Source organism: Streptomyces africanus (genome assembly GCF_030816955.1).
Taxonomy (GTDB): domain Bacteria; phylum Actinomycetota; class Actinomycetes; order Streptomycetales; family Streptomycetaceae; genus Streptomyces; species Streptomyces africanus.
The window spans coordinates 71,573-95,025 of record NZ_JAUSYP010000001.1 but is presented as its reverse complement, the minus strand read 5'-3'; the positions used below and the strand labels follow the sequence as shown (position 1 = coordinate 95,025).

The following is a 23,453-nucleotide window of genomic DNA, read 5'->3' as shown; positions in this document are numbered from 1 at the left end:
ACACGCGAAAGACGGGATGAGCTCATGAAGGTGTTCCAGATCGGCGCCGCCGGAGGAATCGGCCGCCGCCTCACTCAACTCCTCACCGTACGCGGTGACTTTGTGACCGGCATGCACCGCGGGCCCGCTCAGGGTGAGACGGTGCGGGCGGCCGGCGGGACTCCGGTGGTCGGTGATCTCATCGCCGACTCGGTCGAGGATCTGGCCGGCAAGATGCGCGGCCATGACGCCGTGGTCTTCTCGGCCGGCGCACATGGCACCGGTCAGGACAAGACGACCCTGATCGACGGCCGTGGCCTTCAAAAGGCCGCCGACGCGGCCGCGCTGGCCGGGGCGGCGCGGTTCGTCCTCGTCTCGGTGTTCCCCGACGCGCTGCGCGACGGGACACGGAGTGAGGGCTTCGAGCACTACATCAAGGTCAAGAAAACCGCCGACGTCTATCTGACGCGCACCGATCTGGACTGGCTGATCGTCCGTCCCGGAACCCTTCTGGACACCCCCGGCACCGGCCGGGTCACCGCCGGTCCCGCCGTTGAGTACGGCGACGTGCACCGCGACGACGTCGCCGCGTTCCTCGACGCCGCCCTGCACGCACCGGCCCTCAGCCGCGTAATCGTCGAACTCACCTCCGGTGACACCCCCGTCACAGACGCCGTCACCCGCCTCGCGGCCGCCTGAGCTCACACTCACGCCTCAACCGCAGCACCATCAGCAAGGAGAAGCACCATGACCGCCATCGATTTCTACAGCCACGACGTCTCCGGTGAGAAGGAGTTCGGTTTCGCCCAGGCCATCAAGGTCGGCGACACGATCTACGTCTCCGGGCAGCTCTCGCACGACGAGCAGGGCAACTTTCTCTACCCGGGCGACTTCGACGCCCAGCTGTAGCAGTCCTACGCCAACTTCGAGAAGGTGCTCGCCCCACTACGGCGCCACCCGCAACCAGGTCGTCTCCGAGGCCCAGTTCATCGTGGACCTGCCGCGGTACAACATGGCGATGGCCGCGGCGAACCTGGCCTACTTCGGTGACCACCGCCCCACCAGCTCCACCATCGGCGTCGCGTCGCTGTGGAGGAGGCCGGGGCCCAGGCCCGGCCCGTGGATCTGGAGAAGGCCACCGGCGACGAGGTCGCCCGGCATCTGACGGGTGCCGACACTGTGGTGTTCGCCGACGGGGCGGGTCCCGGGAGTTCGGTGGGCCGTAAGGACAGCGTGGACCGCGGCGCGGCGATCCTGCTGGCAGACGCCGCCGAGACCGCCAGAGTCGGACGCTACCTGCTGCTCTCCGCCATGGGCGCCGATCTGCGGGCCGTCGAGAGCCTCGACCCGGTCTTCCGTACCTATCTGCGGGCCAAGCTCGCGGCCGAGAACGCCATCCGGTCCCGGACCGCGCTCCAGACGACGATCGTCCGCTCGACGACACCCCCGGAACCGGCCGGGTCACGCTCGCCGAGCAGACCGGCCCGGGCCCCATCTCCCGGGCCGATGTCGCCGCCATCCTGCTGGCGCTGCTCGACGAACCGCTTCTGGACGGCCGGACCGTCGAGGTCATCGGGGGCGCCCCCCCATCGCGGACGCCGTGGCAGCCCACGCCGCCCGCTGAACCGGCGCTCCGCATCTCAACTCATCTCCCCGTCGACGGCGTTGTCCCGGCCGGCGATGCCCCACCTGAAAGGAAACACCGTGAGCACTCTGTTCACCCCCCTCAAGCTGCGCTTCCTCCAGATACCCAACCGGGTGTGGATGTCGCCGATGTGCATGTACTCCGCCGCCCCCACGGGCCCGGAGACCGGCGCGCCGACCGACTTCCACCTCGCCCACCTGGCCTCGCGCGCCGCCGGTGGCGCGGGCCTGGTCATGGCCGAGGCCACCGGGGTCCGTCCCGACGGGCGGATCAGTCCCTGGGACCTGGGCCTGTGGAATGACCACCAGCAGGAGGCGTTCTCCCGGATCACCGCGGCCATCAAGGCGCACGGCGCCGTCCCGGCGATCCAGCTCGCCCACGCGGGCCGTAAGGCGTCGGTGGACAAGCCCTGGCTGTCCGACCGGTGCGTACCCGAGAGCGAGGGCGGCTGGCAGACGGTGGCGCCCAGCGCGGTCGCGTACGACAGCCTGCCCGCCCCGCACGAACTGACCGTGGCCGAGATCCGGCAGCTGGTAGCTGACTTCGCCGATTCCGCCCGCCGCGCGCTGGCCGCCGGCTTCGAGGTCGCCGAGGTGCACGGTGCCCATGGCTACCTGATCAATTCGTTCCTCTCCCCGGCCTCCAACCACCGCACCGACGCCTACGGCGGCAGCTTCGAGAACCGGATCCGCTTCGCCCTGGAGGTCGTCGACGCGGTGCGCGCCGTGTGGCCCGCCGAGCTGCCGGTCTTCTTCCGCACCTCGGCCACCGACTGGCTGACCGAGAACCCCGAGGACAAGCGCGAGGGCTGGACCGGTGAGGACACCGTCCGCCTCGCCAAGGAGTTGACCGCTCACGGCGTCGATCTGCTCGACGTGTCCACCGGCGGCATGGTCCGCGACGCCAAGATCGTCGCCGGGCCGAGCTACCAGGTGCCCTTCGCCGCCCAGGCCCGCCAGGCCACCGGCATCCCCACCGCCGCCGTCGGCATCATCACCGACCCCCACCAGGCCGAAGAGATCATCACCTCCGGGCAGGCGGACGCCGTCCTACTCGGCCGTGAACTGCTGCGCGACCCCTACTGGCCGCAGCACGCCGCCCTCGCACTCGGCGCCGAGCCGCGCTGGCCCGACCAGTACGCCTACGTCGTCAAGCGCCGCAAGCACTGAACCCTGCCCCGGCCTGCTCCGCACCCGGCCGTCCAGCCCTCAACAGGGGCGACGCGCTGCCCTCCCACTGGGAGATCCCCATGATCCACCTTGAAGGCAAGGTCGTCATCACCGGCGCCTCCTCCGGTATCGGTGCCGTCAGCGCCAAGTCCCTCGCCGCCCGCGGCGCAAAAATCGTCGCCGCAGCCCGCGGCCAGGAAGCCCTTGACCAGCTGATCACCGACGGGAACTCCCATCCCCCGCACGACAACCAGAGAAGACGGCGGGCGGCCGCCACACGGTCGCCCGCCACCCTGAAACGTGAGGACTACCCCGCCATGGCACAGGCATACTGGAGCTCGGCCTTCACCAGCTCCGCAGATGCCATATGGGCCGTCGTACGACGGTTCAACGGGATGCCCGACTGGCACCCGGGCGACCCTAAGGCTACTGGCGGGTTACTTGTCACTTGGTTCGCCGCTCGTTAACGGCACCCCGGGGCTGAGCGTCCTGTGACATCGCATCTTGAGCGTGTGCCACCGAACCTCCCCCGATCCCGGAGAAGGACCTAGGGAAGTCTGAGCGATAGACGACACCGAGGGGCGTCAGGGGGTGAGCGTGCTGACCGCCCACGACCACGCGGCTGCCCGAGGCCGTGTTCCGCGGGATAGGTAGGTTTGGGGCACCGTCTAAGGAGATGCACGATGCCCGAGCGCCGCAGAGTCCTGTTCGTGACCGACCTCGCCTACCAGGCCCGGGGGCGACGCTACTGCGACGAGGACATCTTCCTGGCCTCCCGACTGCGTGACGCCTTCGACATCGCCCTGTGCCACCCGCTGGATGCCGCCGCCCTGATGGACACCTTCGACGTGGTCGTGGTCCGCAACAGCGGGCCCGTGCTGCACTACCAGAAGGAGTACGACGCCTTCCGGGAGCAGGCCGTGACCCGTGGCATCCGGGTCTACAACCCGCTGTCCGGCCGGGGCGACATGGCCGGCAAGCAGTACCTGCTGGACCTGACCGCCGCCGGATACCCGGTCATCCCCACCATCGACCGGCCCGAGGACCTGCACCTGCTGCCCGAGGCCGGCCAGTACGCGGTCAAGCCGAAAGCGGGCGCGGACTCCATCGGCCTGACCTTCGTGCCCCGAGAGCAGCTGAGCGACCTCGCCTACGGTGACGTCCTCGTCCAGCCGCGCATCGACTTCCGCTACGAGGTGTCCTTCTACTACGTCGACGACACCTTCCAGTACGCCCTTCACGCCCCCGACCCCGAGCGGCGCTGGGTCCTCGAGCCCTACGAGCCCACCGACACCGACCTGGCCTTCGCCCGGCGCTTCATCGACTGGAACACCCTCGACCACGGCATCCAGCGCGTGGACGCCTGCCGCACCCGGGAAGGCGAGCTGCTCCTCGTGGAGTTGGAGGACCTCAACCCGTACCTGTCCCTGGACCTGGTCTCCGACCGGACCCGTGGGTCGTTCGTGGCGAGCATGGCGGCATCCCTCCACCGGTTCCTGGACGCTCAGCCCCGCGTCTGAGGTGGCATACCAGCCCTCAAGAGCGATCGCTCAGACTTCGATGGCACGCGCTCAAGATTCGTTGTCACAGGACACTCTGACCGCCACGGCCGACTCGCTCCGCAAACGGGCCGGGGCCAGGCTGGAAGGCGTGACCAGCGCGCCGATCGTCGTGCACCGGCCGTCCATCTCGGGCGGCCGGAGGGTCACCGTGCACAGCGGCGGCCGGGACGAGATCCTCGACACCGCGTACAGCGACCACGACCTGGTCGTGTTCCTCGAAGACGCCGACGTCGCCGACCCCGAGGCCGTCCTCGACGACCCGCAGTGGGTGGAATGGCGCGGCGGCCCCACCCACGAATGCCCCGGTGCGACCGGAACCCGCACGGCAGTGCGGTCGGGGCGTCAGAACGAGTGGTCCGCGGTGACGCCCCGGGTGTCAGCGCACGGCGTGACTGCCGGGTGCGTGCCCGACGGCGGTCACGACGCGCGCGGCCGCGGTGCCGGATACGACTCCGCAGGTTTTCCCGTTGAGGGTGAAGCTCTTCGGTGCAGGGTTGGCGCCGTTGTAGGCGGCGTTGAAGCCGATCGTGGTGGAGGCGCCGGTGGGCAGGGCCGCGTTCCAGCCGGCGTCTTTGACGGTGACCGCCGCGGCGTTCTGCGACCAGGTGCCGTTCCAGCCCTGGGTGATCTTCTGGTTGCCGGTGAAGGAGAAGCCGAGCTGCCAGCCGTTGATCGGGGCGCCTTGGTTGGTGATCTTGATGTTTCCGGTGAAGCCGCTGTCCCAGTCGGTGTTCACGCTGTAGCCGACGGTGCAGCCGGTGGGGGGCGCGCTCGCGGTGGTCAGCGATACCGGGGCCGACGCCGGCGAGCTGCGGCCGGCGGTGTCCTTGGCCACGACCCGGAAGGTGTAGGCGGTGCCCGGGCTCAGTTCGGTGATCGTGGCGGTGGTGGCCGGGGCGTTCACCGTGGCGATCGGGGCGGATCCGGCGGGGTCGCCGGAGAACACCTGGTAGGACGCTACCGGGGCGGACCCGGCGGTGGAGGCGGCCCAGGTCAGGGTGGCCCGGTCGGTGCCGACCGCGGAGGCCGCCGGTGTGCCGGGGGCGGAAGGCGGCGTGGTGCCGGTCGAACCGGCCGGGATGACGTACTCGGTGATCGAGTACGCCGGGAAGGTCCCGGTGAAGGCACCGCCCGACAGCGGCTGGTCGGCGGCGTGCTGAACCTTGGTCAGGTCGCTTTGGCCGTAGCGGTAGACCTGCGCGGTGGCGGGGAGGGCGGTGCGGCCGGTGACGGAGACGGGTGCGGTCAGGTCGCCGGTGGTCTTGTTGATCACCATGATCGTCGTCGCGTGGTCGGAGCTGCGCTCGGCAGCGTAGACCGAGAGTGTGTCCTGGTCGGCGCTGGCGGCCTGGACGGCGGTGTCGCCGAAGGCGCCGCCGTTGCCGTCGTAGTTGAGGAACATCCGGAAGGCGTAGGCACCGGGGTCGGTCGCCTTCGGCGGTGACCACAACGTGGCCAGGTCCAGGCCCTCGCGTCCGAAGATGCCCAGGACGTCGGCCTGCGCCAGAGCGCCGTTGATGTGGTTCAGTGCACCCCAGTTGTACTCGGTGACGGCCAGCTTGGTACCCGGGTAGTTCTGGTCGACCAGCGAGCGCATTCGGGGGATGAACTGGATGGGCTGGTTGATCCAGCTCTCGTCGACGTAGGACGGGTCCCACAGCTGCCTGGTGGAGCGCAGCCGCAGCGCCTGGGTCGTGGCGTCACCGGCGTCGGCCAGCGCCACCCCCGTCTGCTGCGGGTAGATGTGCTCGTCGAAGTAGTCCAGGATCCGGCGGCCGTGGGCTTGGTCGTACGCCTTCATCTGTTGCAGGTACCAGGGGGCGAACTGCACGCCGCCGTGGGCTGCCCGGTCCGGCGGGTCCGACCAGCAGTTGCCGCCCTGCTTGCTGCAGACGTCCTGGTCGAGGCCCGAGTAGATCAGGGAGTTGAAGCCCCAGCCGACCGGGCCGAGGGTCTGTGCGCCGGCGTCGGCGTCCTTGATGGCGGCGCCGGTGGCGTAGGTGCTGTCCCGTAATTCGTCGTAGCTCGCGCCGGTCGGGTGCACGTCGCGGTGGGTGGCATGCCATAGGTCGGGTTCGTTGTCGAGGTTGTAGAAGCGCACTCCGCCGTTGCCGGCCTTGCCGTAGGCGCCGTTGAGGTACTGCACCCAGCCCTTGGTGAAGTCCGCGCCGATGGGGATGCTGGTGTCCGCCGGGTTGTTCCCGGTGATGTCGGTGCCGTCGGGCTTCTTGCCGTTGCCGCAGTCGGGCCGCCACTGGGCGTCGCTGCCCTGCTGGGGACCGTACTTGGCGATGCTGAAGCCGCAGGCGTCGTTGCGGGCCGCCGTCGTCCGGCCGATCAGCGGCACGGTGAGCACCGAGTCGGTGCCGGTCCTGTGGTTCTGTTCGACGAACTTGTCGGCCTGGGACCCGGCGGGCAGAGTCGCCGGGTCGTTGTTGTAGTGCAGGTTCTCGAAGTACCAGTCGGAACCCGCGTTGTAGGCGTCGAGTTTGTAGTTGTACCGCGTCGTGGCGTTGCCGCCCCAGCGGCTGAGTGGCAGGCGCAGTTCCTGGGCCAGCGCTTCGTCGGCGAAGTTCATGCCGTAGATGTGCGGATCGATGGCATGCCGTCCGGTGGTGGCGTCCACGCTGATCGCCGGACCCGCGGCGTCGGTGGCGGCGATGGCGCGGGCGCGGGCGGCCTGGTCGGTTTCCGGTCGGGCCACGCCCGCCTGCGCGGGACCGGCCAGGCCGGCGCTGGTCACCAACAGGGACAGCGCCGCGAGAGCGGCTCTCGGTGCTGTACGCATGGTCTCCTTCTCAACGGCCATGCGGTGCTCGCCCGTTGGCCGCATGGCGCACGTGGACGTGCGACGACGTACCCGGTGATGGCACCGAGCGGGAGAACACGGAACGGCCTGACGTGGGGGATGGCTCGCGGTGGTGCGGCGGTGCGGTCGTGCTTGGTCGTCGTGGCCCGGCGCGACAGCGAGGTGCGATGTACATGCGCGGGCGCGCGGCTGTGTGATCACGGGCACCGGCGAGTGGGAGCGCTCCCACTTCTCACCGGACGGGTCCGCCGATCCTCTTTTTTGCCGGACGGGAGCGGTACGAAGATCGACCGGCATGGGTCCCGCGCGGCCCGCGGTCGAGCCGGGCCAGGTATGAACCACACCGATCCGAAACGTTCTCATCACTGGGTGATGATTTCTGCTCCGGGACTCTAGGGTCGACTTACGAGGGGCGTCAAGAAGCCGTGCAGCCTGGGATGAGACGAGGTCGCGGACGAGGCTCTGTGCGGCGGGCGGCGGGACGACGGCTCCGAAAAGTTCGGACCGGCGGCCGCAGACTTTGTTCATGAACACGACCGGCGAGGCTCGCCCGTCCGGTGCCACGGCCGCCGGACCGCTGACCGTCGCACAGTTCGCCGAGCCGGCCGGGACCTCGATGGCCATGGTCTCCAAAGTCGTCAACGGGCGGACCGATGTCGCCGGCGAGACCCGGGCCGGCCGCCCTTCGGCGGACGGGGCTCAGGGCCCGGACCGCAAGACGGTCCGCCGCTACGCGCACGCGGCCCCCCCGAGGACGTGATCAGACCCGACGATCACAGGAGCCACAACTTCCATGAACGCGATCACGAGACACTAGACCGTCCTCCGGAGCCACTCCGCGCACAGGGACGTCCAGGCGCCGACGGGCGTCATGCCCTCGGCCAGCCCGGCGCCGTGGCCGCCGGTGGGGAAGACGTGGAGCTCCACCGGGATCTCCATGGAAGCCAGGCGCTGGGTCAGGGACAGGGCATGGTCAACCCCGACTATGTCGTCGTCCGCGCGGATGCGGCGCGCACGGAGGGCCGCATGGAACCTAGGCCGCGGGCCCGGCTGGAGGTGTCCGACCAGGCGTGGGAAGTGCTGGCGCAGGCGGGCGGGAACGTGGCGGCGCTGCACCGGCATCTGAAGGAGGCCGGGGGCGAGGTGCCCTCGCCGGCGTCGCTGCACGGGGTGGTGTGCCGGGACCTTCTGGCCGGCAGGGTTTTGCCGGATCGTGCGGTGGTGCGGCGGGAGCGGGATGAGCAGCAGACGAGGAAGGCGCTGGCTGACCTCGCCCTGGCCGGGCCGCCAATGAGCGGGCCGTCCGGCCAGGGCGGCGCGGCGAAGGCGGCTGCGCCCCGGCTGTCGCGCCGGTGGCAGGCCGGGGTCCGGAATGCCGTCTGCCCGGACGGAGTTGGGTTGCCCGCCGTACTGCCGCCGTCACGCACGCGCGAGCGAGAGCAGACCGCACCGCCCGCCGTAGTTGCTGGGGAGCAGCAGCTGCCGCGATGTGGCCCAGCCCGTCGTGGGCGCTCCGCTCAGCGCGCCGCCGCCGTGGTGACCCGCCCGGCGAACTCACTGCAGGGGCGAGCGCGCCGGCGCTTCCTGCTTTCCGCCCTCAAATGGGGGCCCGTTCCCATTACTGTGACAGTGCAGGTCAGAGCGATGGAGGCGACCAGATGCGGTTGGCGGTGACGCCAGCGAAGTTCTGGTCATGTTCTGGTCGAACATCAACCCGTACGACACCTTCCGCCTCGCAATGGCAAGCGGCTCGATCAGGGGCTTTTTGTCAGCTTGCCTCGGCAGCGGCCGGCTGAGGCGGCCTCAGTGTCCCGGGGCCCCCTGAGGGCGCGGCGGCGATGATGGTGTGGAGGATCGCGCGGGATGCCTGTAGATCTTCGATGGCGCGGGTGATTCGCTCGCTCTCCCGGCGCAGTTGGGCGAGCAGGTCCGGGCAGGTGGGCACGAGGTGCTCGTCGTCCGCCCGGATGCAGGGCAGGACCTGGGCGATCAGAGCGGTCGGAAGGCCTGCTGCCAGCAGACAGCGAATGCGGCGCACTGTCTCGACGTCCGACTCGCCGTAGATGCGGTAGCCGCTGGGCAGCCTGTCGGGCGTCAGGAGTCCTTGCTGTTCGTAGTAGCGCAGCAGCCGCTCATGGACCCCGGTACGCCGCACCATCTCCTTCATGCGCATGCCGCTCGCCTCATTCCTGCCTCCTTGCCCACGCCGCGACTTGACTCTGACACTGATGTCGGAGTTTAGCTTCGGCTGCATGAACACCGATCACTCACTTCCCACCCCTCACCTCGACGTCATCGTGAAGGGCAGTGGCCCCGCACTGCTGCTTGCGCACGGCGCCGGCGGCGGCATCGAGGGGAACTTCGGCCTGGTCCTCGACGACCTCGCTCGCGACCACACTCTCGTCGGCCCGCACTATCCGGGGGCCGGTGGCTCTGCCGTAGCCATCGAACCCCTGGACCTGGACGACCTCGCCGACCGCCTGGTCGCGGCCGCCGTCGCGGCCGGCCAGGACTCGTTCGCCGTCCTCGGCGAGTCCCTCGGCAGCGCCGTGGCCGTCCGGATCGCCACACGGCACCCCGACCGTGTCCGGGCCCTCGTCCTCACCGCCGGCTTCGCTGCCGCCGACCCCGTCCTGGCGCTCGCCGCCCAGCTGATCAAATCCCTGGCAGCCGCGGGTCAGTGGGAGGACGTGGCACGGCTCGCCCTTTTGTCCTGCATGTCCCCGGCGGACCTGGCGGACCTCGAACCGGCCGCCCTCGACGAACCGGTCGCCCAGACCCTGACCGCGATGCCGCCGGGCATGCTGGACCACTTCGACCTGGTGTCCCGCGTCGACGTCCGGGCCGACCTGGCGAACGTGTCCGCCCCCACCCTGGTGGTGGCGCCGACCGGCGACCGACTGGTGCTGCCCGAGAGCTCGTACCGTCTGGCGGCCGGCATCCCGGGCGCCCAGCTGATCGAACTGCCCGGCGCCGCCCACATCCTGAACCCGGCAGACCGGGCGACCTGGCTCCGCCACGTACGCGAGTTCCTCGCCGCGCTCCCCGCCACGTCGGCGTGAGCGCACCACTCCTCACGGAACAGGCCGGTCCGCCCACGACGTTGCCGGCCCGGCGCCGGGCCGGCCTGCTGGTTCTCGCCACCACGACCTTCGTCGTCGTCACCACAGAGCTGCTGCCGGTCGGGCTGCTGACGCCGATCAGCGACGATCTGGGAGTCGCGCGATCACGGGTGGGGCTGCTGGTCACCGTGTACGCCTTCACCGTCGGCCTGACGGCAGCTCCGCTCACCCACTGGACCGCCGGCTGGTCGCGCAAACGTCTCTACATGACCGTGAGTGCGGTCTTCTCCCTCGGCACCGTGCTCTCCGCGGCCGCGGAGAGCTACCCGATACTGGCGATCGGCCGGTTCCTGTGCGGAATGGCGCACGGAGTCTTCTGGTCGATCGTCGCCGGATACGCAGCCGCGCTCGCCAAGCCCGGCCGCTCGGGCCGCACAACAGCTGTCGTCTTCGCCGGCAACTCAACGGCCCTTGTTCTGGGCGTCCCCATGGGCACAGTCCTCGGCGGCGTCGTCGGATGGCGCGGTGCCTTCTGCGCCGCGGCGGCCCTCGGTCTCGGGGCACTGGCCGCCGCCCAGCGACTCTTGCCCGACATTCCCAACCGCCCCGCCCCGCCGCAGTCGGCAGGACTCGGCGGCGCGCTGCGCCTGCCCGGCCTACGACGCATGGTGACAGCAACCGCGCTGCTCATCCTCGGACACTTCACCGTATACACCTACGTGACCCCCCTCCTGCACGACGCCGCTGCCTTCAGCGAGGCCGCCACCAGCATGCTCCTGGCCTTGTACGGACTGGCGGGCTTCCTGGGGACATGGCTCGGCGGTGTCCTGGCGGACCGTCGCCCGCACACCGTCCTGCTCGGCACCATCGCCCTGATGGCCGGCTCACTGGTGCTGCTCGGTGCGAGCATCCGACTGCAGCCACTCGCAGTGGCGGCCGTGGCCCTATGGGGCGTTGCCTTCGCTGCGCTACCGGTGACGTTGCAATCGAGCGTTCTCCGCCTGGGAGCCACCGCGCCCGACGCCGCGTCCTCCTGGTACGTCTCCGCGTTCAACCTGGGCATCGGAGGAGGAGCCCTGGCCGGGGGGCTGCTGAGCACCTTCCCGGTAGGGATGCTCCCGTGGATGGCACTGATCCCTGTGGTACCGGCCTTCGTCTTTGCCTGGACCACACGGGCAGAGATGTGACCGTCAGCGAGATAGAAGCAGGATTGCGCGCCGACGGCCGGCGTGACAGTCGTCAGCGTCCATACGGTCTGTCGGCGCCGCAATCTGGCCCGGGCGGGATTATCACTTCTGGCGCTTGGTGTCGAACGGGGATGAGTGGCTTTGGGGTCACAAGCCAGGTGGCACTCGCTACGCCCAGCTCGCTGCCGGGTTCGGTAGAGGAACCACCACCGCCTACCGGTGCGTCGTCGAGGCCGTCGACGTCCTGTCCACCTTCGCTCCGACGCTCGCCGAAGCGGTGAAGACCGCCTCCACCAAGGTCGTTCGTGGTTCCCTACTCGGCTTCCTGCTCAGCGGAGGGGACGGGGATGAGAGTCCATCCGTGGTAGATGGTGGGCTGGTTGTTCCACATGCGGATGAGGCGCATCTCGGCGTCGAGGCTGAGGACGTTGTCCACCATGCCGATGGCGTAGGAGGTGCCGCGGGCGACGACTGCGCGCACCGGTGCCTGTCCGGGCGTGTCGGCGAGGCCGGGGATGGGCACCAGGTCCCAGTGCTGGCTGGGGGAGCCGTCCTCCTTCGGGTACAGGCGGATGGGGGTGTTGCGGGCGGCTTCGCCGACGCGTGTGACGTGCTTCCTGTCATGGGTGCTGCTGATGCGGTAGGCGCCGTTTCGCAGGCGCGTGAAGCGCCACAGCACCGCCGCGTTGTCCCACAGGGGGTCGGCGGTGAAGTTCTGCAGTTCGTCCCTGTCGTTGGTGTCTTCGTCGTTGACACGGTCGGGCATCCAGTAGGAGTTCGTCACGGCGTGGACCACCATGACGTGTCCGTCGGGCACCGGGATCGGTGCAGGGTACTCGACTTCCTGGTTGGAGGTGGGCATGACAGATCGACCTCTCTGTGTGTGTGCGGGCTGAATGCGCGGAAACGGAATCGGCGATCGTCTGCTTGAAGAACGGCCACTGGGCGAAGTGGACAATCAGGCCGCTGCCCAACCTTTCCCCGCGACTGCGCCGAGTACCGGGGAAGCTACGCTCAGCTACCAATGGTCTGCCCGGCCTCAGATGCCGACACTCGCATCCCACCCTTGTGAGCGACAAAAGACAGATCATCACCATGCCCAGCGTCGGCCCGGCCAGCATCCTGCGCACGGTGCTGCCCAATCTGCGACCTTGGTCTGCGTAGTGCGTTGACCTGCATGGCCGGGGCTGTGATCGGAGTCGTAGCGGTCGTAGTCGGGGTGGGGCGCACTGAGGTGCGAAGGTGCTGCTGTTCCGGGTTGCCCGTGCGCAATGCGTGCTCCTCCGGCGCGTGGGGCGGGTGATTGCGCAATCCGCTGCACTGGTCTGCGCACTGCGCTGGCCTGCTTGGTTGGGGTCGTGGTAACCGTGGTCGGGGCCGTGGTTGGGATCTGCGCAACGCCTGGTCGGCATCCTGTCGCGACGAAGGTGATCGCGAAGGTGGCGGTCACTCCGCATGAGCCGGCACGTGACGCGGTGCTGGTGGCGCTGCGGACGGGGATCAGCCGCGCCGGGCCTTACGGGCCGTGTGGTGGTCTGCCCACCAGGGTGCGGGTCGACCGTGGCAAGGAGTTCCTGTGTAAGGCGGTGTCGCGGGCGCTGGGCGGCTTCGCGGTGCCGGTGGAGGATCTGCCGGCCTACAAGCCCTACCGAAAGGGCACTATCGAGGCGCTGAACAGCGTGGTGGAGGAGACGTTCCTGGTCTCCCTTCCCGGCTACACCCGCCGCGCCCGGCCCGCGGGCGCCTACCGCCCCGACGGCCCCCGCGTCACCCTTTCCACCGCCACCTTCGAAGGACGCCTCCGCGTCACCGACCCCGACACACTGCGCGCCTCCCTCCTCGGCGGCATCGGCCCCGCCAAGGGGTACGGACAGGGCCTGCTCACCCTCGCCCCGCTCCACACCACCGAGGCGGACCATGGCTGCACCCTGGTGGCGGACCGCGTCGTACGTGAAGACGACATCGGCCGGCGTCAGCGGCTCGCCGTCGCTGAACTTCACGCCGTCGCGCAGGGCGGCTCTCAGCTCCTCGAGTCTCAAGTCCGACCGCACGCACGTCGCAGACGGCGGCTGGCGCAACGAAGACGTGATCGAGGTCCAGCCTTTCGAGGACAGCGGGCTGCGATCGTTCATGAGCCGACTCTCCGACGGCATCGAGCGCCATACGTCGGAGAACGACGAGGCAGGTCCTGCCCGACGCGGCCGCCGTCATCCTCACCCGTGACACGCTGGAGCTGACACGCCTGGTCTCCGACGATGTGGAATACCACGGGAACTGGGCTGTGGCGGTCGGGGCCAACAGGCTCCGAGGCCGCCGCAGGTACACCGGGCAGTCACTCTTCCCCAGCAACCACAGGTACAGCGCCGACACGTACGAGGAAAGCACCGGCGTCACCCTGGTGGAACTGCGTGACGCACCCGGCACGGTGCCCCGCAGGCTCTTCGGTCCCCTGCTGCGCTCGCTGGACTCCGAAGAGCTGTTCGCCAAGGCCCTGACCGACGAAGGATGAGCCTCGCTCGACGAGACGCCACGGGTCCCGGGGGACCGACCATGACATCCTCGGAGCCCGGCGTTGAAGGCGGCCCCGGCCCTGCCCCAGGTCCGGGGCCGGGGCCGGGGCCGGACGCCATCCCTTGCACCGGGCGCCCTCGACCCTTCGCGGCGTGCTCTTCGCCGTCAATTTCGGTATGGCCGTCTTCGACGAAGGCACGCAGCGGCTCCGGCCACCTCACGGGATATCTCTCCCTCCTGCTCCCGTAGAGCGCGATGTGAAGGTGGCCGCCCCTGGTGCCGTGGCGGTTTGCGGAGGGAGTCAACCTGCTGGGCTACTTCCCGTTGACGGTCCTGCTTCGCCTTGCCTCTGCGTCGTTGACCGCTCCCTTCCGCCTTCCTTCCGCGTGGTGTGCCCTGTACCGGTGGCTTCCCTGAGGGAGCTGGCGACGATCTCGCCCACCTGCGTAGGGGAGAGATCCATAGTTGGCAGGACAATGTTGATCTCTGGCCGTCCATGCCCTTCGGGTCTGACCCCAGCGACGATGCCGCCGTCAGCGTTCTGCCATGAGTGCTCGTAGTCAGTCGTAGCGGCCGACCTCAGCTCAGGCTGGTTCAACCCGGAAGGTTCGGGTCCACCAGCGTTGTAGTTGGGTTCGGGCATGGCGTAGCCGCTGGTTTGGGAACCTGCAATGGCAGCCTGTGGGGCGAGTGTCAGCTTGATCCGGTGGACCCGTGAGTCACCCTTCTTTGCTGAGACTTCACCAGCTGCCTCAGCCCCGGTGAGCCACGGGAGCACCTGGAACTTCAGTCTGCCCTCGCCCTTGCCACTCCGCTCCTTTGTGACCGTGACCGCGAGCTCAACTTCCGCCCATTTGACGACCAAGCCATAGCTTTCCTCCTCGGATGCTGTATTACGAGCGGCGACGAGGTCGTGACCAAGCTGACTCAGTACTTCGTCCAGCCCGAACCCTGGTTCGTCGTTCTGCTGTCTAGATGCCATGAGGACGACGCTACGGGCCCAGGAGCTCCTCAACGGCTCTGCCATGCGGCCCTATTGCTTGGCTTCACTCACCTGCGGATTGATTGACTTAGACCGTGTCCTACGTGATGGGGCGGACGTTGACCCGGCATGGGGAGGGGAACGTGGAGTTGGATCGTGCCGGACGGCTTGTGGGAGATCGCGAGGCCGCTGATCCCAGAGCAACGAGCACGGCCACAGGGTGGCGGAACATCGAACACGCCTGATGAGACGCTGTTCGCAGCCATCATCTACGTCCTGGTCAGCGGCTGCCCATGGCGTCAACTACCTCCGTGGCGTCGAATCGGGCCGGACGTCCTGGTACGCGCTGCTCGACGCACGCTTGGAGAAGCGTAGGACAAGACAAGCTGAGCAGGACGGCAACCGCAACAGAGCGATCGTGATGGAGCGGAGGCCGGCGCGGGGCTCAGGGGTCCGTCCGGTCCAGCGACGCCCCGCACCGTTCCTCATGAGCTGGCGATCAGTTCTTTCACCTCGGGCGGCAGTTCGTTGCCGGAGTAGACAGCGACGAACTGCACGTCGTCGGGTGAGTCCCCGACGGCGATGGCCATCCTGGGAGAGATACCGTCCACGCTGTAAGCGGTCTCCTTCGTGGCCGGCTCCTCGTCCTGGCCGCCGGTGTCGTCACAGGGCGGTTTCGTCGCTGTCCCGAGTTTGCTGCCGACCGTGAACTCCACGTTGGCGACATCCCGGTAGGTGCGCCCGTCGTAGGTCACCTGGTAGACGCATGACGCAGCGTCCTCCGCGCTGTTGCCCTCTGACGTGCAGGCGGCAACTGACGCCGCTACAGCTGCCGTCAGTACCGCGGTCACGGATCGCTTGGCCCAACTCATGAACGGCCTCCTCAGTAGATGCTGCGAAGGGCGAGGACGTCGCCCTTGCCGAGCGTCCTGGCCTTCGTGTTGCAGGTGGACGAGTTGGTGTACATGGTGAGGTTTTCGTGTCCCGAACCGACGTGTCCCAGTCCGAAGACGTGTCCGGCCTCATGAGTACCGACGGAGCGGACGTCGTATTTGTTCGAGCATTTGCTGGTCGGCTGTTCGTGAAGTCCTGATCGCGTGTGTTGAAGCGGACGTCGGCCTCACGAAGGTCGTTCTTGACGCCGGCCATCGGCCAGGTCCATGAGCAGATCACGGCGACGTGGTTGCCCTTGAGGTCGCCCGCGTCCCAGGTGCTCAGCTCGTCCCGGTCGGTGCACTGGGAGCTGCTGTTGATCGCGGATGTAGGTGATGACCCCGGCCCGGTTCCACCTCCAGAAGAAGCCGTAAACCGTCTCCCACGGGGGAAAGTCCGCAGGCAGGGCCGCCACTTTGCGCCGTTGTCGACGATGTAGCGGATGCCGTCGACGATCTCCCGCCGTGGCCACTTCTCCGGGTGGCCGCCGGTCTTCGTCTGGCAAGCCGGGACAGGCAGGGTGCAGGTTCAGTGGTCGTTGGTATGAGGCGGCGTTTGGACGCGCCGCCCTGTTTGAACTGGACCTCGACGCCCAGACGCTGACCTCTGCTTGGCCCTGGGTTCGCTGGGGGCGCCGCCCTGCCAACGCTGCTGCCTCCGTGCCCGCGGCTACGGATCTGGGCTGGTCACGACTGGTCCGCAGTCGCCTTGGGTTACGGGTTGTGGGCCCATGAGGGGACGGGGTAGGTGTGGACGTCGCCGAGTGCGAGGCGGAGTGGTCCGAGGAGGCGGTGGGCGAGGCTGGGGGAGAGGTCTTCGATTGCGAGGGCCGTGGCGGCGAAGCACACGGCTTTTTGTTCGTCCGAGAAGCCCTGTACGCGTTTGCTGTGGGAGCGGGCTGTTCGGTCCAGTGCTGTTTCGGTGTGCTTGATCAGGGCGTTCTTCAGCGTGGCTCGGTCGGCGTTCGCGGCGAGGTCCTGTGCCTCGTACCAGGTGGGGTCTTCGCGGTCGGTCGGCCATGCCTTGTTGTAGGAGCGGCGCAGGGTGAGGACTTCGTCCCAGGTCAGCTTCTCCAGTCGGGCGAGGAGTGCTGCTGCTGCTGTTCGCCCTTGGGGTCCCAGCGCCCACCAGGCCGGTACCCGCACACAGCCGATATTCGCTTGCGCACCATCGTCACGCGGGTCAACGTCGCCTGACACCTTACGAAGGCAGAGCAGATGACCACGCAGACCCAAGATGTCGACCACGAACTCATCGAGGCCGCAGCCCACATCGCACGCACTCGCTGCCGGGGCGACAACCACACCATGGCGGCCGCAGCCCGTGCCCAGGACGGCCGGATCGTCACCGCAGTGAACGCCTACCACTTCACCGGCGGCCCCTGCGCCGAGCTGGTTCTCCTCGGCACTGCAGCCGCCCAGGGCGCTTATGAGCTGGACACGATCGTCGCCGTGGGCAACCGCAACCGAGGAGTCGTCCCCCCGTGCGGACGGTGCCGCCAGGTCCTTCTCGACTACTTCCCGGCCCTGCAAGTCATCGTCGGGGCAGGCAAGCGGCTCCGGGCCGTCTCCATCACCGATCTGCTTCCCGAAAGCTACATCTGGGCCGACCACCAGCTCGAAACTGAGGAAAACGAACCACTCAGCACGAGCTGACGCCGCCACACATAAACGGGGCGAACGTTGTCTGATGCGGCACTAGCCGCAGACGGAACTCGAGACCGACCGCGATGTTGTCGGTCTCCCGATTAGCGAGAGCCCGCTCCGCTGCGATGACCTGTACGCCGGACCAGGCCTTACCCGCTTCAGCGAACGCATCCGCAGCCAGACCAGTCTCTCCCTGCGGATCGAGCGCCAGCAAGTCGTTCATGGAGAACGCCGGCGCTTCATCGGCGGAAATGCCCAGCTCCGCCGTGAAGGTTCACCGCGGGTCGAAGTCCCCCGCGATGACACCGAGCTTCCGTTTCCGTGCGGCCGCGACAAGCCCTGCGGACAGGGCGCTCTTACCCACGCCGCCCTTCTCGCTGTACACAGCCAGCACTCTGCTCATGTCAGAACCTTCAGTCGATACGCCCAACTCACGGGGGAAGAGTATCGGCAAGCTGTCCGGTATCCAGCGGCGACCGGCGCCGAGGCCGACGACGTCGACCGCTCGGCGTCGGCGGCCTGGTGCTCGGCGTCGTCCTCCTCGCGGCCGCCGCGGCTGCGGGCCTGTGCCTGCACCGGTCGGTTGCCCGCCGGCGCGGAGGGCGCTACACCGCGGCGGAGCTGGCGCGGCTCGATGACCCCGGCCTGGCGGTGGCGGCCGCGCGGATGCTGCGGCGCGACGGCTGGCAGGTGGTCGACCTGACGGCGCGGGAGGGGCGGCCGCGCCTGTACGCCCGGGATCGCCGGGGCCGCGAACTCGACGTCACGTTCCGTCCGGTGGCGACGGCGGACGAGGACGAGGAGACTGGCGGGCTCGCTCCCCTGCGGGAGGCCGGGCGGCCCGGCGTCGACCGCCTGATCCGGGTCGTCGTCCACCTCGGCGCCTTCAGTCGTGCGGACGTGCTCTGGGCCTCCCGCCAGGGCGGTGTCCACCTCCTCGATCGCCACCAGCTGCAGAGCTGGGCGGACGGCGCCACCTTGGACGACCTGGGCCTTCCTGGCTGATGTTGTCCGGTCTCGCTGAAGGTGAGGCAGCGTGAGTGCCTGACCTCGGGTGCATCAGTTTGAGCGGGATGGGGGCGGATTGGCTGTCTCGCTCAATCCTGTTGGCGTTCTTTGAAGTCCCCACCCGCGCTCGCCGTGTTCCTCCAGACCTGCTCATCTCAGGTCCCCGCGCTGGATGGCAGGTGACTGGCTCGGTCTCGACGCCCCCGCTCAGCTCTCCCCGGGCAGCGGGTGTTCCTTGAGGAAGCGGCGGAGCTCCGCGGTGAGGCCGACCGGGTTGTCGAACTGGACGAGGGTGCGGGCGTCGGGTATCTCCACGTAGCGGGCGTTCGGCAGCAGCTCCGCGAGACGGCGCCCCGTGGCGGGCGGCATCATGCGGTCCTCGGCGCCCCAGGCGACCAGTGCGGGGCGAGTGAAAGAAGGCAGGTTCGCGGCGGCCTTCAGATAGCAGTCCGGGTCCGTGCTGCGGCAGAACTTGGCGAAGTCGCGCCGGATGTCGCGGCTGCTCAGTAGTGGGCCGTACCAGCGGGCGATCAGCTCCTTCGGGAGCCGCTTCTTCGCCATCCCGCCGAGTGACGTCTGCATGCGAGCCAGGGCCGGGAAGCGGAAGGACTGGAGGAGGAGGAAGAGGCCGCCGGGAAGCTTGCTGGCCCGGTGGAGTGTTCTGCCCTGAATGCCCGGTGGGTAGTTGTCCAGGGCCTCGCAGGAGGTGAGGACGAGCCGGGCGATGCGATGGTCTCGTACGCCGACGAGGAGTTGAGCCGTTCCGGTGTCGTTCTGGACGAGGGTGACATCACGGAGGTTCAGGCAGTCCATGAACTCGGCCAGAAGCGACGCGATGCCGTGCGCGGACAGGTCGGCGTCCGGCCGCATCGGCCGCCTGTGGCTGCCGATCGGCAGTACGGGGACCAGCACACGGAAGTCGGGCCGGAGGTCGGAGACGACCTCGCTCCACACCGACTCGTCGAAGCCGAGGCCGTGAGCCAGGACCACGACGGGGCCGTCACCGCCCGTGTCCTCGTAGTCGATCGTCCCTGCGCTCAACTCGATCTCGGGCATGGCACTGCCTCCGGCTCGGTCGCACATTTCCTGACAGATCGTTCTAGTGAAAGATGTGGCTCGGGTGCCGAAATCCGTGTGGCCTGCCTGCATGGGGGCAGCGGCGACCAGCAGCGCGGCGAACACGATGGGGGCGGCTGTCTGGTACCCCATCCAGACTTCACCCCCGGCGCTGCTGCCCTGTCGCGCCATCAGGAGGCCGATCGACGCCGCCAACACCCAGCCACTGTCGTAGGCAATCATGAGCTGCGTGTAGGTGCGCATCGACCGGCTGCGCGTGTATCTGATCTCGATGCCGCCGCCGATCAGCAGGGCCACGCCTGAGACGACCATCAGCCAGGCCGGCGTGCCGAGTAACCGGCCGAGCGGGACAGCGCCGGCGATGTAGACAGCGGCGAGCAACACCTTGAAGGCGCCATCGGCGATGGCGCCCGCCGTCTGGCGGGTCACCCGCGGTGCCACGACCTGGGCCATGAGCGTCCTCCTCAAAGCTCGTCCTGAGCTGGTTCCGTAATGAGATTACTGCAATAATCAAACTATGAGAATGACGAGAGCGGAGGCCAAGGAACGCAACCGCCGGGCCTTGTTGGACGCTGCGTTCCAGGTCGTTTCCCGGGACGGGTACCGGGCCAAGCTTGATGAGATCGCCGAACGCGCCGACTTGACCACCGGCGCCATCTACTCACTGTTCGGGAGTAAGAACGGCCTGGTGGTCGCCTTGGTCGCCGACTACCTGCGGCCGTACTACGAGGAGATCGAGCAGGCGGTTCCCGCTGGACTTGACCTGCTGGAAGCGGTCGACGCCTTTGCCCGGTACTACCGGCGCAGTTGTGACGCCCCGGACGCGCTGTCCCGCCTGTCGCTCCAGATCACTTTGCTGGACATGGCCCTGCACGACCCAGACCTGGGATCCCATCTCGCCACGTCCATCCGGTCGCAGGAGAACCATCTGATCGCGCTGTTCACCGGAAGGTCGCACAACGGAACCGTCGTGACGTCGCAACAGGCGCAACGCCTGACCACCGCGCTCAGGGCACTGTTCGTCGGTCTCAGCCAGGGCGTCCCGCTCGGTCTTGCCCCTGGTGCCGACGAGCAGTACTTCGCCGACGTTGCCCGCGCTCTGGCATCCGGGATGTCCCTCATCGATCATGATGGGGGTGCTTCGTGATGGGCAGTCAGGATGAGGTCTCCTCGGGTTCACCGTCGTGAGTCAGATCTGCGGCGACTTCCACCGGCCGACATCAACAAGGCACGCACCGTCCATGTCCCGGCTGCCGCTCGCCGTCTTCCTCCTTCCTCATCGGACCGGGCAGCCGGATCACCCACCCCGCCATCACTCTGCTCGCCGACTCCGGCACCGCCGTGTGTTGGGTGGGCGAGCAGGGCGTGCGCGCGGCAGCGCCCTGTGGGTTGTCGGTGCCCGTTGTTGGACCAGGCCGGTCAGGCCGGTTGGGTTCGCGGTGTGGGCGGGGCGGGCTGCTGTGCGCGGCTGCGGATCCGGACGGTCACCGTGCTGGCGCAGCCGGCGAGGGTGCCGAAGACGAGCGCCGCCGAAACGCCTGAGCCTACGGAGACGTAGTAGAGCAGGGGCCCACCGGTGCTGCCTTGATAGGAGAGGAGCGAGTGCCAGAGTCCGCTCATCACCACGCCCAGGGTGGTGGCGGCGACGGCGCCGAGCGACTAGGCGGGGTAGGTGACGCGGTCGAGTAGGACGGGCAGCAGTCGCAGCCCCCACCAGACCAGGGCGAGCAGCGCCACGTCGCCGAGCCGGTACAGCAGCCGGCGCCCGGGAGCGGAGCCGGTGGGCAGGGTCCAGGCGCCAAGCTGGATCCACTGCCGCAGCAGATCACCGGGCTCGGACAGCCGCCCGTTGCCCGTGAACCCGGTCTGCACCTGCCCGGCCACCCGGTTGTTGGACAGTACGGCGACGGCGATGGCGACCACGGCGGTGCCCAGGGTCGCGGCGAGCCGCGCGGGAGGGCATGGCCGCCCGACCAGGGGTCCCGGCCCCTGGGGCCAGAGCCAGGCTGGTCCTGCCAACAAAGGCCGGAGCCGCTACTCACGCACGGCCCGCCGACGGCGCCTAAGGGCACGCCAGCGGGCCTCTGGGACTGGCGGCTCCAGGGCAGGGCGCAGCGCCGCGTGGAACTCCTCAAGAACCTGGGCCGTCCGGTCGTCATCTCCGTGGTTCCCCACGGCCGCCTGGTAGACGGCATTTGTCCGGACCTCCGATCGCCGGCATCGACGGGCCCTCTCCGCCTCGGCCCAGGAATGTCCAGTGCTGTCGAAACTCGTGAACATCTTGCGCGGGCCGCGGCCGACGAACGCCTCCCGAACCGCTGCCACAGTGCTGCCCACGGTCGAAACCGCTCTAGGAGCCGAAGTCGTCCGATTCGGCCCCGAGGATGTAGCCAAAGCCAGCACCACCGAAGGGGTTGCTGTCGATGACCCCGTCGCCATCACCAGCAGGGTGGTGTGGCCGTAGGTCTTCATCCAGGTCGGGGCGGCGTCCTCTTTGGCCGAGTGGGCAATCACCAACACCACGCCCAGGTCGACGGTCACCGTCCTGTCCGCATCAGGCGCCCTCTCGGCGGCCAAGTGCCAGACGGGTTAGCGGACTTCGGCCCGGGCGACGCGGATCGCCCTCAACGTCCTTGTCGCCGCAGGCAGCGAGAGGGTTGACCAAGCGGGACACCGTCGGGTCGGAGGCCACGGGACCGAAGACGGCCGGCTCGGCCCGTAGCACGCCGACATCGGCCGGGCAGTCCCCGTTCATCGCGACCGCGAGCGCGACGTCCAAGAGGATCTTGCCGGGATCGTGGGACGCCCGCGGCTTCCGCCAGGGCGTCAGTGCCGCGGATATCGCCTGGCCAAGTCCGCTCTTGCGGACTGTCTTTGCCAGCAGGACTGAACCAGCCTGCGAGACCATGTGCCGGCCGACCCCTTAGACGGTGTCCTATGTGGTGATCGCTCGTTGGTCTGCGTATGGGGCGGGGTACGTGGAGTTGGATTGTTCCGGACGGGCTGTGGGAGATCGCCGAGCCGCTGATCCCAGCATCGAAAGTGCGGCCGCAGGGCGGCGGGACGCAGGACACGCCTGATGAGACGCTGTTCGCGGCGATCATCTACGTGCTGGTCAGCGGTTGCGCATGGCGTGCTCTACCGCCGTGTTTCGGGACATCGAAGTCGACCGCGCACCGCCGGTTCCTGATCTGGTCGCGGGCCGGGGTGTGGGGCCGGCTGCATGAGGCGGTGCTGCACCGACTCGATGACGCCGGTCTCATCGATGTCTCGCGCGTGGTCCTCGACTCCGCTCACGTGCGGGCTAAAAAGGGGGTGAACTCACAGGTCCGAGCCCCGTGGACCGGGGTAAGCCGGGTTCCAAGATGCACGTCCTGTCGGACGCGAACGGACTGCCCCTGGTCGTCGGCGTCTCGGCCGCCAACACCCACGACAGCGAAGCACTGAAGCCCATGGTCGAAGGTCACCAAACGAGACACGACCCCCACCGCGGCCGCTACTTCAAGCCTCAACGCCTCCACGCGGACAAGGCATACGACCTTCCTCACCTGCGGAAATGATTACGAGGCAAGCGCATCGGCGTGCGCATCGCCCGCAAAGGCATCGAGTCCAGCGAACGGTTGGGCCGCCGCACGTGGGTGATCGAGAGGACGATCTCGTGGCTGTCCGGCTACCGCAGACTCAGCCCACGCTACGAACGACACTCCCGCAACTACCTGGCGTTTCTCGGCCTCGCCGCAGCTATCTGCTGCTACAAACGCCTGGTCCGCCTCACCACATAGGACACCGTCTTAGTCTTGCTTGAGGCGTCTGGGGCGTCGAGTGCGGGGCTGCGGGCTCTGCTGACGCAAGGCGCCCGGGTCGGGAGGAGGAGAGGGGCACA

Annotated in this window: 27 protein-coding genes and 8 pseudogenes; 19 read left to right on the top strand and 16 right to left on the bottom strand. The window is 68.5% G+C overall.

Annotated elements, in window-relative coordinates:
• The first annotated feature begins 24 nt into the window (after positions 1 to 24).
• The 7 genes and pseudogenes from QF034_RS00620 to QF034_RS00590 all read left to right on the top strand — a co-directional run.
• The gene (locus QF034_RS00620) at positions 25 to 678 is read left to right on the top strand and encodes an NAD(P)H-binding protein (RefSeq protein ID WP_307173017.1); all 654 of its coding nucleotides are present in this window, start codon (positions 25 to 27) and stop codon (positions 676 to 678) included.
• Positions 679 to 726: 48 nt separating this feature from the next.
• A pseudogene (locus tag QF034_RS41360) lies at positions 727 to 1,144 on the top strand (RidA family protein).
• Positions 1,069 to 1,359: pseudogene (locus tag QF034_RS00610) on the top strand (NAD(P)H-binding protein); the annotation flags it as partial. The pseudogenes QF034_RS41360 and QF034_RS00610, both read left to right, overlap by 76 nt.
• A 324-nt stretch (positions 1,360 to 1,683) precedes the next feature.
• A complete protein-coding gene (locus QF034_RS00605; protein ID WP_307179762.1) occupies positions 1,684 to 2,793 on the top strand; it encodes an NADH:flavin oxidoreductase/NADH oxidase in 1,110 nt (369 codons plus the stop codon).
• 80 nt (positions 2,794 to 2,873) lie between these two features.
• A complete protein-coding gene (locus QF034_RS00600; protein ID WP_307173015.1) occupies positions 2,874 to 3,260 on the top strand; it encodes an SDR family NAD(P)-dependent oxidoreductase in 387 nt (128 codons plus the stop codon).
• Between the two features lie 216 nt (positions 3,261 to 3,476).
• Complete coding sequence (locus QF034_RS00595; RefSeq protein ID WP_307173014.1) at positions 3,477 to 4,313, top strand: ATP-grasp domain-containing protein; 837 nt, start codon at positions 3,477 to 3,479, stop codon at positions 4,311 to 4,313.
• A 130-nt stretch (positions 4,314 to 4,443) separates the two neighbouring features.
• Positions 4,444 to 4,665 (top strand): annotated as a pseudogene (locus QF034_RS00590) (hypothetical protein); the annotation flags it as partial.
• 66 nt (positions 4,666 to 4,731) lie between these two features.
• On the opposite strand, the gene QF034_RS00585 reads toward QF034_RS00590, so the two are convergent.
• A complete protein-coding gene (locus QF034_RS00585) occupies positions 4,732 to 7,143 on the bottom strand; it encodes a glycoside hydrolase family 44 protein (RefSeq protein ID WP_307173013.1) in 2,412 nt (803 codons plus the stop codon).
• Positions 7,144 to 7,690: 547 nt separating this feature from the next.
• Between QF034_RS00585 and QF034_RS00580 the strand changes: the two genes are divergently transcribed.
• Positions 7,691 to 7,924: a hypothetical protein gene (locus QF034_RS00580; RefSeq protein ID WP_307173012.1), complete on the top strand. Its 234-nt coding sequence runs from the start codon at positions 7,691 to 7,693 to the stop codon at positions 7,922 to 7,924.
• A 53-nt stretch (positions 7,925 to 7,977) separates the two neighbouring features.
• On the opposite strand, the gene QF034_RS00575 is transcribed toward QF034_RS00580, so the two are convergent.
• On the bottom strand, positions 7,978 to 8,103 hold the full coding sequence (locus QF034_RS00575) for a hypothetical protein (RefSeq protein ID WP_307173011.1): 126 nt from the start codon (positions 8,101 to 8,103) through the stop codon (positions 7,978 to 7,980).
• 30 nt (positions 8,104 to 8,133) lie between these two features.
• Here QF034_RS00575 and QF034_RS00570 point away from each other — a divergent pair, with 30 nt between their 5' ends.
• Complete coding sequence (locus tag QF034_RS00570) at positions 8,134 to 8,838, top strand: hypothetical protein (protein WP_307173010.1); 705 nt, start codon at positions 8,134 to 8,136, stop codon at positions 8,836 to 8,838.
• A 94-nt stretch (positions 8,839 to 8,932) separates the two neighbouring features.
• Here QF034_RS00570 and QF034_RS00565 read toward each other — a convergent pair whose 3' ends face one another.
• The gene (locus tag QF034_RS00565; RefSeq protein WP_307173009.1) at positions 8,933 to 9,337 is read right to left on the bottom strand and encodes a MerR family transcriptional regulator; all 405 of its coding nucleotides are present in this window, start codon (positions 9,335 to 9,337) and stop codon (positions 8,933 to 8,935) included.
• A 79-nt stretch (positions 9,338 to 9,416) separates the two neighbouring features.
• Between QF034_RS00565 and QF034_RS00560 the strand changes: the two genes are divergently transcribed.
• The 3 genes and pseudogenes from QF034_RS00560 to QF034_RS00550 form a co-directional block, all read left to right on the top strand.
• Complete coding sequence (locus QF034_RS00560) at positions 9,417 to 10,226, top strand: alpha/beta fold hydrolase (protein WP_307173008.1); 810 nt, start codon at positions 9,417 to 9,419, stop codon at positions 10,224 to 10,226.
• The gene (locus QF034_RS00555) at positions 10,223 to 11,413 is read left to right on the top strand and encodes an MFS transporter (RefSeq protein ID WP_307173007.1); all 1,191 of its coding nucleotides are present in this window, start codon (positions 10,223 to 10,225) and stop codon (positions 11,411 to 11,413) included. Before QF034_RS00560 ends, QF034_RS00555 begins: the two co-directional genes overlap by 4 nt.
• A 109-nt stretch (positions 11,414 to 11,522) precedes the next feature.
• Positions 11,523 to 11,732, top strand: a pseudogene (locus QF034_RS00550) (IS5/IS1182 family transposase); the annotation flags it as partial.
• On the opposite strand, the gene QF034_RS00545 reads toward QF034_RS00550, so the two are convergent.
• Positions 11,727 to 12,275: an RICIN domain-containing protein gene (locus QF034_RS00545; protein ID WP_307180111.1), complete on the bottom strand. Its 549-nt coding sequence runs from the start codon at positions 12,273 to 12,275 to the stop codon at positions 11,727 to 11,729. The pseudogene QF034_RS00550 and the gene QF034_RS00545 sit on opposite strands and share 6 nt — an antisense overlap.
• Before the next feature lie 565 nt (positions 12,276 to 12,840).
• Between QF034_RS00545 and QF034_RS41355 the strand changes: the two genes are divergently transcribed.
• Together QF034_RS41355 and QF034_RS00535 are read left to right on the top strand one after the other, a co-directional pair.
• Positions 12,841 to 13,650 (top strand): type I-E CRISPR-associated protein Cas6/Cse3/CasE, encoded by an 810-nt coding sequence (locus QF034_RS41355; protein ID WP_370880751.1) that lies wholly within the window; start codon positions 12,841 to 12,843, stop codon positions 13,648 to 13,650.
• Between the two features lie 44 nt (positions 13,651 to 13,694).
• Positions 13,695 to 13,922: a hypothetical protein gene (locus QF034_RS00535; RefSeq protein ID WP_307173006.1), complete on the top strand. Its 228-nt coding sequence runs from the start codon at positions 13,695 to 13,697 to the stop codon at positions 13,920 to 13,922.
• Between the two features lie 303 nt (positions 13,923 to 14,225).
• On the opposite strand, the gene QF034_RS00530 is transcribed toward QF034_RS00535, so the two are convergent.
• A complete protein-coding gene (locus QF034_RS00530) occupies positions 14,226 to 14,906 on the bottom strand; it encodes a trypco2 family protein (protein ID WP_307173005.1) in 681 nt (226 codons plus the stop codon).
• A 129-nt stretch (positions 14,907 to 15,035) separates the two neighbouring features.
• Between QF034_RS00530 and QF034_RS00525 the strand changes: the two genes are divergently transcribed.
• The gene (locus QF034_RS00525; protein ID WP_307173004.1) at positions 15,036 to 15,281 is read left to right on the top strand and encodes a transposase; all 246 of its coding nucleotides are present in this window, start codon (positions 15,036 to 15,038) and stop codon (positions 15,279 to 15,281) included.
• A gap of 110 nt (positions 15,282 to 15,391) precedes the next feature.
• On the opposite strand, the gene QF034_RS00520 is transcribed toward QF034_RS00525, so the two are convergent.
• The 4 genes and pseudogenes from QF034_RS00520 to QF034_RS00505 form a co-directional block, all read right to left on the bottom strand.
• Positions 15,392 to 15,757 (bottom strand): DUF6281 family protein, encoded by a 366-nt coding sequence (locus tag QF034_RS00520; RefSeq protein ID WP_307173003.1) that lies wholly within the window; start codon positions 15,755 to 15,757, stop codon positions 15,392 to 15,394.
• Between the two features lie 32 nt (positions 15,758 to 15,789).
• Positions 15,790 to 15,909 (bottom strand): hypothetical protein, encoded by a 120-nt coding sequence (locus QF034_RS00515; protein ID WP_370880927.1) that lies wholly within the window; start codon positions 15,907 to 15,909, stop codon positions 15,790 to 15,792.
• 195 nt (positions 15,910 to 16,104) lie between these two features.
• Positions 16,105 to 16,358: pseudogene (locus QF034_RS41350) on the bottom strand (transposase); the annotation flags it as partial.
• A gap of 194 nt (positions 16,359 to 16,552) precedes the next feature.
• Positions 16,553 to 16,984, bottom strand: coding sequence for a hypothetical protein (locus QF034_RS00505; protein ID WP_307173002.1), 432 nt, complete (start codon positions 16,982 to 16,984; stop codon positions 16,553 to 16,555).
• A 72-nt stretch (positions 16,985 to 17,056) separates the two neighbouring features.
• On the opposite strand from QF034_RS00505, the gene QF034_RS00500 reads away from it, so the two are divergent.
• Positions 17,057 to 17,494 (top strand): cytidine/deoxycytidylate deaminase family protein, encoded by a 438-nt coding sequence (locus QF034_RS00500; RefSeq protein WP_307173001.1) that lies wholly within the window; start codon positions 17,057 to 17,059, stop codon positions 17,492 to 17,494.
• On the opposite strand, the gene QF034_RS00495 is transcribed toward QF034_RS00500, so the two are convergent.
• Positions 17,481 to 17,708 carry a hypothetical protein gene (locus tag QF034_RS00495; protein WP_307173000.1) on the bottom strand — a complete coding sequence of 76 codons (228 nt, stop codon included), beginning with the start codon at positions 17,706 to 17,708 and terminating at the stop codon, positions 17,481 to 17,483. The two genes, QF034_RS00500 and QF034_RS00495, sit on opposite strands and share 14 nt — an antisense overlap.
• 51 nt (positions 17,709 to 17,759) lie before the next feature.
• On the bottom strand, positions 17,760 to 17,888 hold the full coding sequence (locus QF034_RS00490) for a nucleotide-binding protein (protein WP_307172999.1): 129 nt from the start codon (positions 17,886 to 17,888) through the stop codon (positions 17,760 to 17,762).
• A gap of 119 nt (positions 17,889 to 18,007) precedes the next feature.
• Between QF034_RS00490 and QF034_RS00485 the strand changes: the two genes are divergently transcribed.
• Positions 18,008 to 18,490: a hypothetical protein gene (locus tag QF034_RS00485; protein ID WP_307172998.1), complete on the top strand. Its 483-nt coding sequence runs from the start codon at positions 18,008 to 18,010 to the stop codon at positions 18,488 to 18,490.
• Between the two features lie 210 nt (positions 18,491 to 18,700).
• Here the strand turns inward: QF034_RS00485 and QF034_RS00480 are convergent, their stop codons facing one another.
• On the bottom strand, positions 18,701 to 19,549 hold the full coding sequence (locus QF034_RS00480) for an alpha/beta fold hydrolase (protein ID WP_307179761.1): 849 nt from the start codon (positions 19,547 to 19,549) through the stop codon (positions 18,701 to 18,703).
• 81 nt (positions 19,550 to 19,630) lie between these two features.
• A pseudogene (locus QF034_RS00475) lies at positions 19,631 to 20,023 on the bottom strand (hypothetical protein); the annotation flags it as partial.
• Positions 20,024 to 20,093: 70 nt separating this feature from the next.
• On the opposite strand from QF034_RS00475, the gene QF034_RS00470 reads away from it, so the two are divergent.
• Positions 20,094 to 20,717 carry a TetR/AcrR family transcriptional regulator gene (locus tag QF034_RS00470; protein WP_307172997.1) on the top strand — a complete coding sequence of 208 codons (624 nt, stop codon included), beginning with the start codon at positions 20,094 to 20,096 and terminating at the stop codon, positions 20,715 to 20,717.
• A gap of 272 nt (positions 20,718 to 20,989) precedes the next feature.
• Here QF034_RS00470 and QF034_RS00460 read toward each other — a convergent pair whose 3' ends face one another.
• The 3 genes and pseudogenes from QF034_RS00460 to QF034_RS00450 all read right to left on the bottom strand — a co-directional run.
• Entirely contained in the window at positions 20,990 to 21,190 is a 201-nt protein-coding gene (locus QF034_RS00460) for a hypothetical protein (RefSeq protein WP_307180110.1), read from the bottom strand.
• Between the two features lie 39 nt (positions 21,191 to 21,229).
• Positions 21,230 to 21,493 (bottom strand): hypothetical protein, encoded by a 264-nt coding sequence (locus QF034_RS00455; RefSeq protein WP_307172996.1) that lies wholly within the window; start codon positions 21,491 to 21,493, stop codon positions 21,230 to 21,232.
• Between the two features lie 521 nt (positions 21,494 to 22,014).
• Positions 22,015 to 22,478, bottom strand: a pseudogene (locus tag QF034_RS00450) (transposase); the annotation flags it as partial.
• 56 nt (positions 22,479 to 22,534) lie between these two features.
• Between QF034_RS00450 and QF034_RS00445 the strand changes: the two are divergent.
• Positions 22,535 to 23,352: pseudogene (locus QF034_RS00445) on the top strand (IS5 family transposase).
• Positions 23,353 to 23,453: the final 101 nt, after the last annotated feature.